Origin of the sequence: Mucilaginibacter phenanthrenivorans (assembly GCF_024721155.1) — a bacterium.
GTDB classification, from domain to species: domain Bacteria; phylum Bacteroidota; class Bacteroidia; order Sphingobacteriales; family Sphingobacteriaceae; genus Mucilaginibacter; species Mucilaginibacter phenanthrenivorans.
Genome location: NZ_JAHVAP010000010.1, coordinates 195,980 through 211,776 on the forward strand (window position 1 = coordinate 195,980; position 15,797 = coordinate 211,776).

At 43.3% G+C, this 15,797-nt stretch carries 11 protein-coding genes; 2 read left to right on the plus strand and 9 right to left on the minus strand.

Annotation, left to right across the window (positions count from 1 at the left end; all coding sequences use genetic code 11):
* Positions 1-98: 98 nt before the first annotated feature.
* From cysD to KXD93_RS22985, 5 genes are read right to left on the minus strand one after another with little or no spacing between them, the layout of a single operon-like run.
* A complete protein-coding gene (gene cysD / locus KXD93_RS22965; protein ID WP_258139720.1) occupies positions 99-1,004 on the minus strand; it encodes a sulfate adenylyltransferase subunit CysD in 906 nt (301 codons plus the stop codon).
* Positions 1,001-1,720, minus strand: coding sequence for a phosphoadenylyl-sulfate reductase (locus tag KXD93_RS22970; RefSeq protein ID WP_258139721.1), 720 nt, complete (start codon positions 1,718-1,720; stop codon positions 1,001-1,003). The genes cysD and KXD93_RS22970 overlap by 4 nt, the downstream gene beginning before the upstream one ends.
* A 1-nt stretch (position 1,721) precedes the next feature.
* Positions 1,722-3,230, minus strand: a complete 1,509-nt coding sequence (locus KXD93_RS22975) for a TSUP family transporter (RefSeq protein WP_258139722.1) — start codon at positions 3,228-3,230, stop codon at positions 1,722-1,724.
* Positions 3,208-3,999 carry a uroporphyrinogen-III C-methyltransferase gene (gene cobA / locus KXD93_RS22980; RefSeq protein WP_258139723.1) on the minus strand — a complete coding sequence of 264 codons (792 nt, stop codon included), beginning with the start codon at positions 3,997-3,999 and terminating at the stop codon, positions 3,208-3,210. The genes KXD93_RS22975 and cobA overlap by 23 nt, the downstream gene beginning before the upstream one ends.
* Complete coding sequence (locus KXD93_RS22985) at positions 3,996-6,089, minus strand: ferredoxin-like domain-containing protein (RefSeq protein ID WP_258139724.1); 2,094 nt, start codon at positions 6,087-6,089, stop codon at positions 3,996-3,998. The genes cobA and KXD93_RS22985 overlap by 4 nt, the downstream gene beginning before the upstream one ends.
* Positions 6,090-6,756: 667 nt before the next feature.
* Here KXD93_RS22985 and KXD93_RS22990 point away from each other — a divergent pair.
* Positions 6,757-9,681 (plus strand): TonB-dependent receptor, encoded by a 2,925-nt coding sequence (locus KXD93_RS22990; RefSeq protein ID WP_258139725.1) that lies wholly within the window; start codon positions 6,757-6,759, stop codon positions 9,679-9,681.
* A gap of 55 nt (positions 9,682-9,736) precedes the next feature.
* Here KXD93_RS22990 and KXD93_RS22995 read toward each other — a convergent pair whose 3' ends face one another.
* Positions 9,737-10,480 carry a LytR/AlgR family response regulator transcription factor gene (locus KXD93_RS22995; RefSeq protein WP_258139726.1) on the minus strand — a complete coding sequence of 248 codons (744 nt, stop codon included), beginning with the start codon at positions 10,478-10,480 and terminating at the stop codon, positions 9,737-9,739.
* Positions 10,481-10,484: 4 nt separating this feature from the next.
* Positions 10,485-11,600 carry a sensor histidine kinase gene (locus KXD93_RS23000; RefSeq protein ID WP_258139727.1) on the minus strand — a complete coding sequence of 372 codons (1,116 nt, stop codon included), beginning with the start codon at positions 11,598-11,600 and terminating at the stop codon, positions 10,485-10,487.
* Between the two features lie 228 nt (positions 11,601-11,828).
* On the opposite strand from KXD93_RS23000, the gene KXD93_RS23005 reads away from it, so the two are divergent.
* A complete protein-coding gene (locus KXD93_RS23005) occupies positions 11,829-14,243 on the plus strand; it encodes a TonB-dependent receptor domain-containing protein (RefSeq protein ID WP_258139728.1) in 2,415 nt (804 codons plus the stop codon).
* Between the two features lie 85 nt (positions 14,244-14,328).
* Here KXD93_RS23005 and KXD93_RS23010 read toward each other — a convergent pair whose 3' ends face one another.
* On the minus strand, positions 14,329-14,766 hold the full coding sequence (locus KXD93_RS23010) for an RrF2 family transcriptional regulator (protein WP_258139729.1): 438 nt from the start codon (positions 14,764-14,766) through the stop codon (positions 14,329-14,331).
* Positions 14,767-14,890: 124 nt separating this feature from the next.
* Entirely contained in the window at positions 14,891-15,718 is an 828-nt protein-coding gene (locus KXD93_RS23015) for an MOSC domain-containing protein (protein WP_258139730.1), read from the minus strand.
* Positions 15,719-15,797: the final 79 nt, after the last annotated feature.

Below are 15,797 nucleotides of genomic sequence, written 5' to 3' on the forward strand. Positions count from 1 at the left end.
TTAACTCACATTGTCATTGCGAGGAGGAACGACGAAGCAACCTCTTCGTTATGCCTGACGATGAGGTTGCCACGCTTCGCTCGCAATGACAAGCGTTTTTAGAAGTATCCGCCCTTCTTTCTATCTTCCATCGCTGCCTCACTCACTTTATCATCCATTCGGGCGCCACGTTCACTTATTTTTGATTCACTTATTTCACTAATAATGTCATCTATTTCAAAAGCGTATGATTCAACTGCCGCAGTACATGTCATGTCACCTACGGTACGGAAACGAACGTTGCGCTTTTCAATAATGTCTTCTTCGTCCATATTTAAGAATGGCGACGCAGCCATGAGCTGGCCGTTGCGGGTAATTACTTCGCGTTCATGCGCGAAATAAATAGATGGCAATTCAATTTTTTCCCTGCGGATGTAATTCCAAACATCAAGCTCGGTCCAGTTGCTTATCGGGAACACTCTGACGTTTTCGCCTTTATGGATCTTGCCATTAAAAATATTCCAAAGTTCCGGGCGTTGACGTTTTGGGTCCCATTGCCCAAACTCATCCCTAACAGAAAAGATGCGTTCCTTAGCCCTCGCTTTTTCTTCATCCCTGCGGGCGCCACCTATACATGCATCGAAGCCATGTTTAGCTATGGTATCAAGCAATGTAACTGTTTGTAAAGCGTTCCGACTGGCGTTTTTGCCTTTTTGTTCAACTACCTTACCTTCGTCGATCGAATCCTGAACATGGCCGACGATTAGCTTTTCGCCAATCCGTTTGATCATTTTATCCCGGTATTCGATAGTCTCAATAAAGTTATGCCCGGTATCGATATGTACCAGGGGAAACGGAAACTTACCCGGACGGAAGGCTTTTTCAGCCAGGCGCACCAGCGTGATCGAATCTTTTCCACCTGAAAATAATAGCGCAGGCTTCTCAAACTGGCCGGCCACCTCCCGCAGAATGTAAATCGCTTCTGCCTCTAACTCGTCTAAATAATCTAAATTATGTTTGCTCATTTTTCAATCACTTCATTAACCCCGTGTAATCCGCACTCTTTTTTGCTTTGGTCTTCCCACCACCATCTGCCTGCCCTGAAATCTTCGCCGGGTTGTACCGCTCTTGTGCAGGGAGCGCAACCTATGCTTGGAAAACCCTTGTCGTGCAGGGTATTATAAGGTATATTATATTTTTTTATATACTCTTTTACTTCGTCTAAAGTCCAGCTGTAGATCGGGTGGAATTTAACTAAGTTATTTCCTTCGTCCCACTCCACATTGCTCATATCCTGGCGGTTAGCTGATTGTTCTGCTCTGATGCCGGTTATCCAGCATTTATTACCCGCTAATGCACGTTTCAATGGCTCGATTTTACGGATGCCACAGCATTCCTTCCGGTTCTCTACCGATTCATAAAAGCTGCTCGGGCCTTTTGCGCTTACCATTTGCTCCACCAATTCGGTTTGCGGGTAATAAGCATGAACAGGCGTCCCGTAAATTTCCATGGTGCGGTTCCAAACGTAATAAGTTTCGGGGAACAGCCTGCCGGTCTCTAAGGTGAAAACCTTAATTGGCAGGTTATTGGTAAATATCATGTGCGTTATCACCTGGTCCTCCCAGCCAAAGCTGCTTGAAAACACGATCTCGCCATGAAAAATATCCGATAAAAGCGTTAAGGCTTCCACCGGGTTTAATCCCGCCGTTTCCTTTTTTATATGTTCTGCTAACTCACTCATCTTAAAAATGGATCTTCGTTATAAAGGCCACAATACTTTTTATACTTATTAATATCACTATAACACCAACAGCAACCATTATCGCCTTTGCTGAGATCTTATTGGAAATCTTCGCTGCTATGGGTGACGCAATTGCACTGCCGATCACCAAACCCGCCACCGCTTCCCAATGCTTACTGTTGAGCATTGCAATAAATGTGATGGAGCTCATCAGGGCGATGAAAAACCGTGACAGCTTAACAGTTCCCAACGAAAAGCGCGGGTGACGACCGCCTGCAATTAATGTAGACAATACGATGGAACCCCAGCCACCACCGCCAACAGCGTCGATAAAGCCGCCGCCTAAGCCGAGCAAGGGTATCTTTTTTATTTTGTCTTCCGATTTTTTCACGCCCGTTTTAAATGCTTTTGACAGGATTACGATCCCTAATATTAAAGTATAAACGGAAACGAATGGCTTTGTATATTGGCTATAATGTTCCAATGACGATAACAGGTAAGCACCAGTTACAGCACCGATAATTCCCGGTACCAGCAGCATTTTAAAGAGCTTCCAGTTGATATTACCCATGCGGTAATGCATCCAGCCGGCTATGCCATTGCTCATGATCTCGGATAAATGAACGCCCATGCTCGCGGCAGCAGGAGGGATGCCCATTTGTAAGGAGAATGATGTAGTTGTTACGCCGTATGACATGCCGATAGCACCATCGATCAACGCGAATAAAAATCCGGCCGCTAAGAAGTAATAAAACTCTGTTCCGATAGTTTGTGCGAAGGCCCTAAAACCCGGCTCGTTGAACCATAGCGCGGTAACCGCAATAATAATTGATAATATAATGGAACCCCATATTAACCAGATGATGTTTTTTTTCTCTGCTGATTTTGGTTCAACCAATACGGAAGTTACTTCGTTTAGCTTGCGTACCTTATAGGCGAAATCGCCGCCTAAAGAATTACGCAGTTCACTCATTTGCTGCAAAGTAGTATCCAGTTCTGCGGGTAAACTCTCGTTTAAAACCTCTTTAAGGCGTTTTGCAATGGTTGGTGATTTCCCGTTAGTGGATATCGCTATTTTGAGATCGCCCTTCTGGACAATCGAACCCAGGTAAAAATCGCAAAGCTCGGGTTTATCCGCGACGTTGATCAATAGTTTCCTGTCGTGCGCCGACTGCCGGACAAATTTATTCAGTTCGGCATCATTAGTTGCGGCAACAACTATGTCTGCACTATTCAAATCACTATCCGCAAAAGCTTTTTGTATGATATTCAGCCCCTCATATTCGGAGGCCAGTAAGTGAACTTCCGGTAAAATTTCCAGAGCAATAACGGTTACCTTCGCATCCGGGCTATTGTGTAAAATGGCTGTCAGTTTCTCCAAACCAACATTACCTGCACCAATAAGTACCGTATGCAAATCATTCAGCTTTAAAAAAACGGGGAACAAGGGGTTGCCTTCCGCTTTTTTATCCTGAATTGCTAACCTGCTATCCTTCGGCAATAATGTCATAAAATTCTTTTATAGGTTGATAGGCAGGATGTAAAGATACTACTTCGCCAAATACAATTAATGCAGGCGAGGTGATCTTCTTTTCTTCCACAACTTCAACTATCGTATCTACTATGCCTATGGCAATTTTTTCATCTTTTGTTGTCCCGCTTTGAATTACGGCAACCGGCAATTTGTTCTTGCCTTCCTTTTTAAAGATCTCAGTGATTTCAGCCAACTTATGCAGACCCATCAAAACAACCACCGTTGCGTTAGTGCGGGCGGCTTCATAAACATCTTTTGATACCTGGTGATTGGCTGTTGTACCTGTCACCACCCAAAAACTTTCGCTTAAACCACGGTGCGTAATGGGGATATTTTGCATTCCCGGAACACCTATCGAGCTGGAAATTCCCGGTACAACCTGTGCCGGGATGCTGTATGAGGCAGCAAAATCCAACTCTTCAAAGCCCCGGCCGAATACAAAAGGGTCACCGCCCTTCAACCGTACCACGTGGCCATAGTTCAAAGCGTAATCAACCATTAGCTTATTGATCGCTTCCTGCGAAAATGATGGATCGCCGGAGCGTTTGCCAACGTATACCTTTACAGCATGAGCAGGGGCAAACCCGAGTAGTTCTTCGTTTATTAATGCATCATACAATACAACATTAGCGCTTTGCAATGCCTTAACACCTTTAAGCGTTATCAGGTCGGCATCGCCAGGCCCTGCGCCAACAAGTGTGATACGTGGTTCTTTTATATTTTTTTCTGTTGAAGTCGTGATCATGATTGTACCAATTCCTCTCTTTTAGCTTTCACTGTATTCAAAAAATCGCCGGCTTGTTGCAGGTAGGCAACAGCAAATGCTTCTGATGGCTCGTTTTTGTTGATCTGTAAAACCAAATCGCTAAATGTGCCATCTATCTTAATTTCGCCAGTACTTATGTAGTTGTTATCAAATTCTTTTATTACACCTGTTTGCGTGCTGGTGTTTATGTTTTTATCAAGCAATAACGCCTTAGCTGAGCTTACAAACGTGTTGTAGGCATGGTAAATTGCGTCCGCCCACCTGCCATCAGCAAAGGCTTCATTTGCCCAGCCAAATTTCTCTTCCGATTCATAAAGCAGGGTTGCAACCAAATCAATAATAACACCCGCACATTCACCAACACCAATTGCTGTTGCAAAAGTTTCCTGGTGGCCCCAATCTACAAACTCATCATCTGTTAAGGTGGTTAGGTCGGCAAGGGGTTTTAATAATTGGTAAAAATAGTCCTTGGTCTTCCTGTCGTAGTAAGCATGGAATGTTTCATCCGTAACAGCATTTAGTTTATAGTCGTTAAGGACTGCTCTCAACACATTTGTTGCGCGTTTAGCAGGTACTTTAATCACTTTTTCAGCAGCGCGGCCAACACCGTCGCCAACTGTTCCGCCGCCCAGGAGCACCTGCACAGACGGTAATACTTTGGTACCTGCCTTTAACGAACTTCCATGAAAACCAATGTGTGCTAAACCATGCTGGCCGCAGGAGTTCATGCAGCCGCTGATCTTTATTTTTATTTCACGATTATAGATCAGTTCCTCGTATTCATTATAGATCACGTCTTCCAATACGCGCGAAAGTGTCATGCTGTTCGAGATGCCCAGGTTACAGGTATCAGTGCCCGGGCACGTGGTTACATCTGCAAGGCTGTCAAAGCCCGGCGCGGCAAGCTCAAGTTCAGCAAGACCGTTATATAATGAAGGCAATGCCTCCTTCCGAACAAATTTTAACAGTAGTCCCTGGTTTTGGGTTACCCGGATCTCATCTGCAACCAATGGTTGAAGAACAGCTACCAACTTACGGGCAGTTTCCGAAGGAATATCACCAACAGGTACTTTAATATATACGCCGTAAAAGCCTTTTTGCTGTTGTTCAAATACATTGGTTGCCAGCCATTGTTCATAACGGAACGGGTTGGCGATAGCGACATCGGCAAATGTAGTTTCTGCAGGAAGTGCGGGTTGGGGAACTGCATCCCTGTTCACTTTATAAGTTTTCACCTTTAACGCAGTTCTTTCGGCTTCTGCTAGTGATAGGACTTCGGCGAGGCCTATTTTCTGGATCAGGTATTTTAAACGAGCCTTGTTCCGGTTGTTGCGTTCGCCATGGCGGTCAAATACGCGGATGATGGCTTCGATATAAGGGATAAGTTCATCCTCGGGTAAAAAATCCTCCACAATATTTGCCAGTAATGGTTGTGCACCAAGGCCGCCGCCAAGCATTACCTTAAAACCACGCTCACCTGCTGCGTTTATTTTAGGAATTGCACCAATATCATGAATGTAAGAGAATGCCGTATCAGCTTCGCTTGAAGAAAAGGAAATTTTAAATTTACGCCCCATTTCCTGGCAAATAGGGTTGCGCAAAAAGTATTCAAATACCGCATGAGCATAAGGCGAAACGTCGAACGGTTCCAATGGATCGATTCCGGCAGTAGGAGAGGCAGTTACGTTTCTAACTGTATTGCCGCAAGCTTCGCGTAAGGTAATGTCGTCCTGCTCCAGCTCTGCCCATAACTGAGGCGTACGGTCAAGGCTTACATAATGGATCTGGATATCTTGCCTCGTTGTAAGGTGTAAGTTGCTGCTGGCGTATTTGTCAGATATATCGGCAATTTTTAGTAACTGTTTAAAGGTTACCTTTCCAAAGGGCAGTTTAATCCTGATCATCTGAACCCCCGGCTGGCGCTGGCCATAGATGCCGCGAGCCAAACGCAGGCTCCTGAACTTTTCATCATGAATCTTACCTTCACGGAAGGCCCTGATCTTTTTTTCAAGATCGATGATATCTTTTTCAACTACCGGGTTCTCCAGTTCGGTGCGAAAGCTTTGCATAGTACGTCGTTAATTTTGTTGTATAAAAAAACCTCTCCGGCGGGCGCTAAAGAGGCTTTGTATCTTAATATAAATATCGATAAAGCCTCAATCAGTTGCCGCACATATGGCAATACATCATAGCCTTATAATAATTATAAATGGTTGTTTTCATCTTTTATAATGACAAAGATATATATAGTATACGGAAGTTGTCGTATTTATTTGAAAAAAGACAGTTTTTACGTTTTGATTACAAAAGAAAGTCAATAGGATTAGGATGTTTTTTTTAGGAAAAATTGTTTCATGGAATACATGTCCGGTGTCGATGATTGGGTAGTGGTATTTGTGTAGTTTTTACACTAACAATTTTTAACTTGATGAAAAAAAGGTTAATTAAGCTATTATTTAAATAAAACTCATCGCATTAATTCTAATTTTTTTCTGTAATTATTTATTTAGTGGATTTATTTCGATTTATACTGAAATAATATTCTATAAATGGATAAATAATTTTAGTTATTCGTGTATTTTATTGTTAAAATTATTCAAATTGGTTCATTTTATTAAAATTAACTAATAAAAAGTCATATTTTTTTGACTTAATACTAAAATATTTAAATAATATTCATAATTTACGATCAATTTAACAACAATCTAATGAAAACTTCACACTAAATTAAAAACTATGAATTTAAAATTACCCCTATTGCTTTTTGGAGCGCTTTTTATGTTTTGCTCCCCAATTTTTGCCCAGAAGATTACCGGAACTGTAACAGCAGCGGGTAAACCTTTACAAGAAAGTACTGTGCGGGTCTTTCCATCTGGCATAGGAACCACAACCGACATTGATGGTAAATACAGCCTTGATCTTAAGGCAGGCACATACAAGGTGTCCTTTACGGCCATTGGATACGAAATGAAAACGGTGAGCATACAACTTGCAGTCGGCGAAAACAAAGTAGTGGATATAACAATGGCTGTTTCGTCAGAATCGTTGAAAGAAGTAATTGTTGTTGGTAGCCGCGGTGGTGGCCGTACCAAAATGGATTCACCGGTACCTGTAGATGTGATCAGTGTAAATTCAGTTAGCTCAACTACTGCAAAACCCGACTTGATGAGCCAGTTGAACCAGTCTGTGCCATCATTTAATTATAATAAACAAAGCGGTGGAGACGGATCAGATGCTATTGACTTTGCAAGCTTGCGTGGTCTGGGTTTCGACCAAACGCTGGTGTTGGTTAATGGTAAACGACGTCACTTATCTGCTTTTGTGAACCAGGTAGGTACCCGTGGCCGGGGTAATAGCGGTACCGATTTAAATGCCATACCTGAAGCTGCCATTGATCATGTGGAAATTTTACGCGACGGCGCTTCGGCACAATATGGATCAGATGCCATTGCAGGGGTTATTAACCTCGTTTTGAAAAAAGATGTTAACCACCTGACTGTTAACATTGGTGGTAGTGGTTATTATGACCATAAATACAATACATTGAACAACGTTGACCCAAGCCAATATTACACAGGCTCACAAATAGACGGCAAAACCTTTACTTTAGGTCTGGACTATGGCGTGTCGATTGGTAAGAACGGTGGTTTTATCAATTTTGGTGGCAACTTTATGGATCAGGGTAAAACTTTCAGGGCCGTACCGCAAACAAACTGGGATACAAATCCCAATGCTTTGAGCGTTGATGCCTGGAGAAGAGCTTTTGGTGATGGCTCTGTTACATCCGGCGGAGGAATGTACAATATGGAAATTCCCCTTGCAGGCACCAAAACTACTTTTTATTCTTTTGGGGGCTATAACTATAAACATTCAAATGTATATGCCTGGACACGCAGGTGGAGCAGTACCAGCAATCACATAAAATTCCCTACCGATGCAAATGGTAATTTAATATTTGTACCTGGCATTATGCGCGTGTTTGACCCTACAGCAGGCAGTTTAGATACTGCTAATGTATATTACAATCCACAGGAAGATGTTTACATAAAAGACATGTCTAATGCGTTGGGTTTAAAAGGTACTATCGGCGATGGCTGGGATTGGGATTTGAGTAACAATATAGGATATAATGATTTTCATTATTGGGGTAATGATACCTTTAATGCTTCCTTGCCTTTACCTGAACAATCTACCAAAACCAGGTTTGATGACGGTGGGTTCAACTTTTTGCAAAACACTGCTAATTTAGATGTAACCAAGCGTTTCGCACATGTAGCCCAAGGATTAACACTGTCTTTTGGTGCAGAATTCAGGTATGAACGTTATAAATTATATGCGGGCGAACCTGATTCTTACAGAAACGGCGGGGCGCTCTATACCGGACCGACAATTTATAATGACGACGGTAGTGTTGCCTTAGCTAATGGCGATGCCAAAGCATCGGGTTCTGAAGGGTATCCTGGTTATCAACCAACTGATGCAAGCACATCTCATAGAACCAATGAGGCTGCCTATGTAGAAGGTTCTTTAGACGTAACCAAAGCATGGCTGGTTGATGGTGCTGCCCGTTTTGAACATTACTCTGATTTTGGCGGTGTAAGTACAGTTAAATTAGCAACCCGTTATAAAGTAACTGACAATTTTAATTTGAGAGGTTCTTTTAGTACTGGTTTTAGGGCGCCTTCGTTACAACAAATGAATTTCAGTAATACCAATACTAACATCATTGCCGGTCAATTGGTTTATGCTAAATTGGTCCCAAATTATTCGGAAGCTGCCCGCCAGGTAGGAATCCCTAAACTTACCCAGGAAACTTCCATTAATGAAAGCCTAGGCTTTACATGGAAGCCGGCCCCTGGTTTTAACTTTACTGTTGATGGTTATATTATTAAGATCAAAAACAGAATAGTAATTACCGGTAGTTTCGATACCACCGTAACTGCAATAAAAAATTATTTAATAGACAATAACGTAAAGAGTGCCAACTTCTTTACCAATGCTGTGAATACGACCAATAGGGGGATTGATATGGTATTGGATTATCACAAGTCATGGGGGAAAAATAGGTTCACAGGGTTACTTGCCGGAAACATACAGGGAATAACTATAAACAAAATTAATATCCCTGCCGCATTGAATGATACCTACGCACACCAACAAGCATACTTTAGTACGCGAGAAGCTGCTTTTTTAACGGCTTCCGCCCCTCATTCAAAGTTTTCTTTAGGTCTTGAATACGGATACGATAAATTTGCTGTAGGCACACACATTACCTATTTTGGCAAATTAACTACCCAGGGTTTTGGGTATAACAGTGTACCTGGCGCAAATCCTGACGGACCGGGCGGCGCCAATACCTCCGCCTCCGGCAATGGTTGGGATCCTTATGTGGAATTAGACAACGGTAAGGGAGTTGTTCCTGAAAATTTTGTTTTCCACGGAAAGGCTACCACCGATTTATATGTATCGTATAAAATAACTAAAGAAATATCCTGGACTGCCGGTGTAGACAATATATTTAATGTGCATCCGGATTTAGCTGTTACTGAAGGCGCTCACCAGTCATCATGGGGCGATAGCGAATCTGGCGGGCCATTTGATGCTGTTCAGATGGGCTTCAACGGAACAAGGATCTTTACGAAACTTGCGTTCCATTTTTAACACAATCTACTCGCGATAAATACAGAAGGCCATCCCCACAGGATGGCTTTTCTGTTTAGGAGAACTTTATCTTATCCCAAAGCTTATTGGTTACCACCTGCTGGATAACCTGTTCGCGATAATTTCTGCTGATGGGAATATGGTGCGATTGCATACAGATCTCATTGCCCTCGATGCCGTCAATTTTGCCAGTGGAGACAATATATGATTTATGTACCCGGATAAAGGATTTGCTGTCGAGATTTTCCTCTAAATTTTTGAGGTTAAGTAAGGTCACATACTTACCTTTGATTGTAAAAATGGTTACATAATTCTGCATCCCCTCTACATATAAAATCTCTTCAAAATAGATCTTTTCGTACTTATTGCCGCACTTTATGAAGAAGTAATCGGCAACGGGCTCAGGTTGTTGAAGACCGGCTGAGGCGGATATATTGAGCAGTCGTTGATAGTCCTTCGCCTTGTTTGCCGATTTAAAGAAGCGGTCGAATGTGATGGGTTTTAGTAAATAGTCGAGCACATTTAACTGGAAACCCTCCAGCGCATAGCTGGGATAAGCTGTAGTGATAACCACCATCGGCGGGTTTTTAACGATCTTTAAAAAGTCTATCCCGTTCATCTTTGGCATTTGAATATCCAGGAAAATTAAATCGACTTTATTTTCATCAATCAGTTTTACCAAATCGATGGGGTTTTCGCAGGTAGCGGTTAAGTGTAAAAAATCAACTTCGCGCACGTAGCTGGCCAGGCCCTCACGTGCTAACGGTTCATCGTCAATTATTACGCAATTAATTTTCATACGGTTAAGACAGTTCCATTGCTGGCTGCGTTTCAAATTCGGTTAAAGTTAGCTGAAGTTTTACTTCAAAAATGCCCGGTTCGTTTTTTATGTCGAGTTTATATTGTCCAGGGTAAACAAGGTCGAGCCGTCTTTTTACGTTCTGCAGGCCTATACCTCCGTAGGTTACTACCTGCCTGGTTTCAATTGGGTCGGTGCTATTAGCCACAAACAGGTTAAGCTGGAAATCAACTATTTCAAGCTTAATACTTATCCAATTGGCCTTATCAAAGTGTCGGGAAATATGTTTAAATGCATTTTCCACAAACGTCATCAATATAAAGGGCGCTATTCCCAATGACATGACCTGCGGTAGATCAATCGCAAAATCAACCTCTACATCCTTATTTTGCCGGAGTTTTTCCAGTTCTATAAAGTTTTCAAGATAGGAGAGCTCTTTATCAAGCGGAATTTGGTTGTCATTGCTTTCATAAAGCTGGTGCCGCAAAAGGTCGGAAAATTTGGCCAGCGAATCGGAAGCCATATCCGGGTTTTTATGGATCAGGAAAAATATGGAATTGATGCTGTTGAACAAAAAATGCGGGTTAAACTGATATTTGAGGAATTTCAACTCGGTTTCGAGCTTTTCCTTTTCCAGCAATTGTTGCCGCCTTTGTCCTTCAATCCAGTTTTTGGTAAGCTTAATGCTCATGGCCAGCGTAATAGCGGCTATGGTGGATTTCAAAGGTTCTGACTTGGCCTGGTGATAGAAGTCGTTCCAGTCATTCGTGATGCCAAACTTCTTTTCCACATGGATGCCGTCCAGCCAGGCGCTCAGGTAATACCCAGGTACTATCAGCGACGATGAAAGGACAATGGTGAGTGCCAGGAAAAAGAAATACCAACCATAGCGTCCATTTTGCAGGTAACGGGGGATAAGGAAATATAGGTTGAAATATACAGCAAACGCCGGAAAGATCATGTAAAAGAAAGACTTGATAAAATAAACAGAAAAAAACATTTCCTGGGCTGCCCGGTAAGGGCTGTCGATTGCCAGCGACCAAAAAATATAATTATACAACATCCAGAAAGGGATGTGGTAAAGCTTGTATTTGATAAACCAGTTTTGAGAATTCGTCATGGATGGCATAATTAATAAAGTTACGGCTATTCAGTTAATAAATACAGGCCGATATGCCAATGGCCGTTTTTAATTGATGAAATACACCGGGCAAAGGATAACCTGTACATTGCCCTATTTCAATCACCTGCAACATTAATTCGTGCCATTTCATGCGCCTCGTCAATTAGCGGCCGCATTTCGTCAACCGGATTTTTGCGTGCCACAGATGAAAACTTCCTTTGGAGCATGAAAACGTTATTGCTCATCCTTTGCGGATTGTTATTAAGCACCGTTGCCCAAAGCCAGGTCAGCGGTACGCTTACGGATACCAATGGCAGCCCGGTACCTTTTGCCACTGCGGTATTGCTGAAAAGTGCAGACAGTACGCTGGTGCGTTCAGCGGCCTCGGACGAAAAAGGGGTTTTTAGGCTTAGCGCTGCACCATCCGGCACTTATACCCTTAAAATCAGTTGCGTAGGCTATATGGACTATTTTTCACCGCTGACCATCCGCGATCCGGCTTATGATGCCGGAACGATCCGGCTAAAAGCTGCTGGCCAACAATTGAGCGAAGTGGTGATCCGTTCCAGCAAGCCATTAGTGCAGCAGGAGCCTGGCGGATTGGCGGTTAACGTGCAAAACAGTATCATGACCAAAGGCAGTTCGGTTTTACAGGTGCTCTCCCGTTCACCCGGCGTAATTGTTGACCCGCAAACCAGCGCCATTAGCCTGAACGGCAAAAGCGGAGTTATGGTGATGATGGATGGTAAACTCCTGCGCCTCTCAGCCGACCAGGTGGCTGCCCTGCTGAATGGCATGACCGCTGATGATATCGACAAGATCGAACTGCTCGCCACACCGCCCGCCAAATATGATGCGGACGGCAATGCCGGGCTGATCAATATCGTTACTAAAAAAAACAAACGGCATGGTACCAACGGTTCTGTAACTGCCTCGGCCGGTTATGGTAAAGCCGATAAAGCATCTGCCGATATTAATTTGAACTATAATAGCGGTAAATTCAGCCTGCATGCGTCATATGATTATGCTCGTGACCATTACTACTCGTTGCTGCTGGCAGAGGGTACGGAAGACGTTCCTATCATCGGAGGACTAACTAACTTTCATTACAATGGACAAGGAAATACAATATCAGCTTATCAGGGATTTGGCGGCGGCTTTGATTATCATGGAAATGCTGCAACTACCACAGGCGGGAGCGTTTATTACAGCAGCAGTTCGGATCAAAATACTCGCCATAACTTTGGCAATTATGCACTGCCCGACTCCAATCTTGTGTTCGATTCGCAGCTGTCCGGTAACAGCCATACGCACTACCTGCACCCCAGCCTTTACCTGGAGCAAACCATCAACAAGGATCAAAAGTTTAATGTCAATTTGGATTACTTTGGCCACCACAGCAACAGTCCAACACAGGTGCAGAGCAATTTCAGTGATAGCTTGTTCGCCCCGCGGCAACGAAACCTGGCAAATGCCGATATTAATGTATTTGTCGCTCAATTGGATTACAGCAATTCTTTTAACAAACAGGTGCAACTGGAAGCCGGGTTGAAAGGCACCTATACCCGGAGCCAGAGTGTAGCCGGCATTGAAAACCTGGTCAACGGCCAGTGGGTGCCTATCGGAGCGGGTACTTCAAACGACCTGGCTACCCGTGAGCTGATCGGCGCAGGTTATGCAGTGCTGAACTGGAAACCCGACAGCCTGACCAGCCTTTCCGGTGGAGCCAGGTACGAATATTCACGCAACACGACTGATCATTCACTCAATGCGCAATACTTTGTCGACCGTAAGCTGGGGAGATTGTTTCCGGATGTTTTTCTCAGCCGGAAACTGAATGAGAAAGAACAATTACAATTGTCCTATACGGAACGGATCAGCCGTCCGACTTTCGCAGATCTGGCTTCTTATGTAGCCTATAATGACCCTGTTTCTGTTTTTACGGGCAACCCTGCCCTGAAACCGACGATCACTCATAACTTAAAGCTGGCTTATAACTGGCAGGATTATTTGTTTTCGATATTGTACAGCCGGGACGCTGATCCTATTGAGGGGGTGCAAGGCGTGCCCGGCCCCACCAGGGGACTGGTTTATTTGATGCCTGAAAATGCCGACTGGCAAAATAACCTAACTGCACAGGCGACTATCCCGGTGAAGATTGCAGACTGGTGGGAAATGAATTATAATTTTATAGGCGGATGGCACAAATACAAGATCAGCTACTTTCCTGAGTTGCTGGTGAAAAGTTATTTCAGCTATTCCCTTAATTTTAGCGAAAGTTTTAAACTTCCCGGCAATTACGCCATTGAGTTGTCCGGCTATTATAACTCAGTATCCTATGGCGGTAACAACCGCTCAAATGGAAATGCCATTTTCAACCTGGGCTTTAAAAAGGAACTTGAAAACAACAACGGCAGTTTTCAACTAAGCATATCCGATATTTTTCGCGCCAATGTTTATCGCGGTCACCTTGGACCGTTGATCACTGACGCTTTTAACAGTGATGTTTATGTAAATTACCAGCCTGAATCGCATTTTTGCCCTATTATTAAGCTATCCTATAGCCGTTCATTTGGCACCGCATCAAAAAGCCAGAAAAGCCGCGATAACGCAGCCAAGGATGAAAAGGAGAGGATTTAAGTTGATTGGGGCGATTAAGTGAGTGGTTGATTGAGTTACTAGTGAGCAGAATGTAATCTAACTTAAACAACCTAATCAACTACCCTTATCCATTCAATATCAAGGTGCTTTCCCTGCTGATCACATCAGCAATGCTGGTTTCTGATAGTATTTTTACCGTGGCGTCCCTAACTTCAATAAACACATCACGGATGCCGCAGGTGGTTTCCTGGTGGCACTCGTCGCATTTGTGATAAAAGTTAAGGCTGGCGCATGGAACCATGGCGATAGGGCCATCAGTTATACGCATTATCTGCACCAGGTAAATATCTTTTGGGTCCTTATTGAGGCTGTAGCCGCCACCAGCACCTTTTTTACTGTAAAGGAAGCCTGCATTACGCAGATCTAAAAGGATCTGTTCCAGGAATTTCTTAGGGATTTTTTCCTCCTCAGCAATTTTTGAAATTTGCATTGGCGGTTTGTCTGCATTTTTCCCCAGCACTACCAGGGCTTTAATTGCGTACTTGGTTTTTTTCGATAGCATATTTAAAAATAGCGCTTACAAAGATAAATAAAAGAATTTGTGTTGCTTCAAATTGGCTTTTAGCACTATTGTCCCGCTGTAAAGATAATGTTTATTTAATGTATATGAAAAGGGTAGATTTTATTTAAACAATAAACCTGTCTTCAACGTGTTCCTGTAGAACCATTAGTTCATCGCCTACGGTAATTTCACCTGTTCCGCTATGAACCAGGTTTTGCCCGAACAGGATCTTATTGTTTTTAAAGCGATAAGAGGCAAGGGTCTTTAACGGCTCCTTTCCCTTCATTGCAGTTTCCTGGTCAATAGTGGTTAGCACACAACGGGCGCAAAGTTTAACGCCGTGAAAGTCGATCCCGGAAATAGTAAAGTGGTCATATTGATCTTCACCAAACGGCTGACCGCCTGTAAACACGATGTTCGGCCTGAACCTGTTCATCGGCAACGATTCAGCAAGGCGGCTATTCAATTCATCTAATGACGATCGGCCGATGAGTAAAAACGGGTAGGCATCGGCAAAGGATGTAACTGAGTTCTCGGGTGCGTAACGCTGATCTACTATTCGCCGGCAATCGTCGGGCATATAAACCAGTCTGCATTTTAACCCAAGCATCTCCGAAAACCAACCGTCTGCCTCCTCGCTTACAAACTCTGCTATACAGGTATCGTCCCAGATGGTAACCGTTTGCCGGTCTGTTGTTGGCAGCGGGTTTAATGGAACGGTGATGGAACTCTTATTTGTCTTGTGGGTAATACGCAGTACGTCTTTTTCAATTGATTGACTTAATAATGCCATTTGTGCGTGTTCCCGTTGTGTTAAAAAGCAGTTATTCATATCAACCAGCATCCACCGCCTGTCGTAAGCGAAGCCCTTGTCTGTTATCTGCGCTTTCTGGAGTGCAATACCTGAGAGCGATTTTATGGGATAAATATACAGTTCACTTACGCGCAGCATTCTAATGTAATCGATCTAACAAAAATATGAAAAAGGGAGATAGAATGTTTACTTAGCCCGGGCATAAATTTCTATATTA

Excerpts from the sequence above, each read along its gene's own strand:
- cysD (WP_258139720.1), bottom strand. The coding sequence starts at position 1,004 with ATGAGCAAACATAATTTAGATTATTTAGACGAGTTAGAGGCAGAAGCG.
- KXD93_RS22970 (WP_258139721.1), bottom strand. The coding sequence starts at position 1,720 with ATGAGTGAGTTAGCAGAACATATAAAAAAGGAAACGGCGGGATTAAAC.
- KXD93_RS22975 (WP_258139722.1), bottom strand. The coding sequence starts at position 3,230 with ATGACATTATTGCCGAAGGATAGCAGGTTAGCAATTCAGGATAAAAAA.
- cobA (WP_258139723.1), bottom strand. The coding sequence starts at position 3,999 with ATGATCACGACTTCAACAGAAAAAAATATAAAAGAACCACGTATCACA.
- KXD93_RS22985 (WP_258139724.1), bottom strand. The coding sequence starts at position 6,089 with ATGCAAAGCTTTCGCACCGAACTGGAGAACCCGGTAGTTGAAAAAGAT.
- KXD93_RS22990 (WP_258139725.1), top strand. The coding sequence starts at position 6,757 with ATGAATTTAAAATTACCCCTATTGCTTTTTGGAGCGCTTTTTATGTTT.
- KXD93_RS22995 (WP_258139726.1), bottom strand. The coding sequence starts at position 10,480 with ATGAAAATTAATTGCGTAATAATTGACGATGAACCGTTAGCACGTGAG.
- KXD93_RS23000 (WP_258139727.1), bottom strand. The coding sequence starts at position 11,600 with ATGACGAATTCTCAAAACTGGTTTATCAAATACAAGCTTTACCACATC.
- KXD93_RS23005 (WP_258139728.1), top strand. The coding sequence starts at position 11,829 with ATGAAAACGTTATTGCTCATCCTTTGCGGATTGTTATTAAGCACCGTT.
- KXD93_RS23010 (WP_258139729.1), bottom strand. The coding sequence starts at position 14,766 with ATGCTATCGAAAAAAACCAAGTACGCAATTAAAGCCCTGGTAGTGCTG.
- KXD93_RS23015 (WP_258139730.1), bottom strand. The coding sequence starts at position 15,718 with ATGCTGCGCGTAAGTGAACTGTATATTTATCCCATAAAATCGCTCTCA.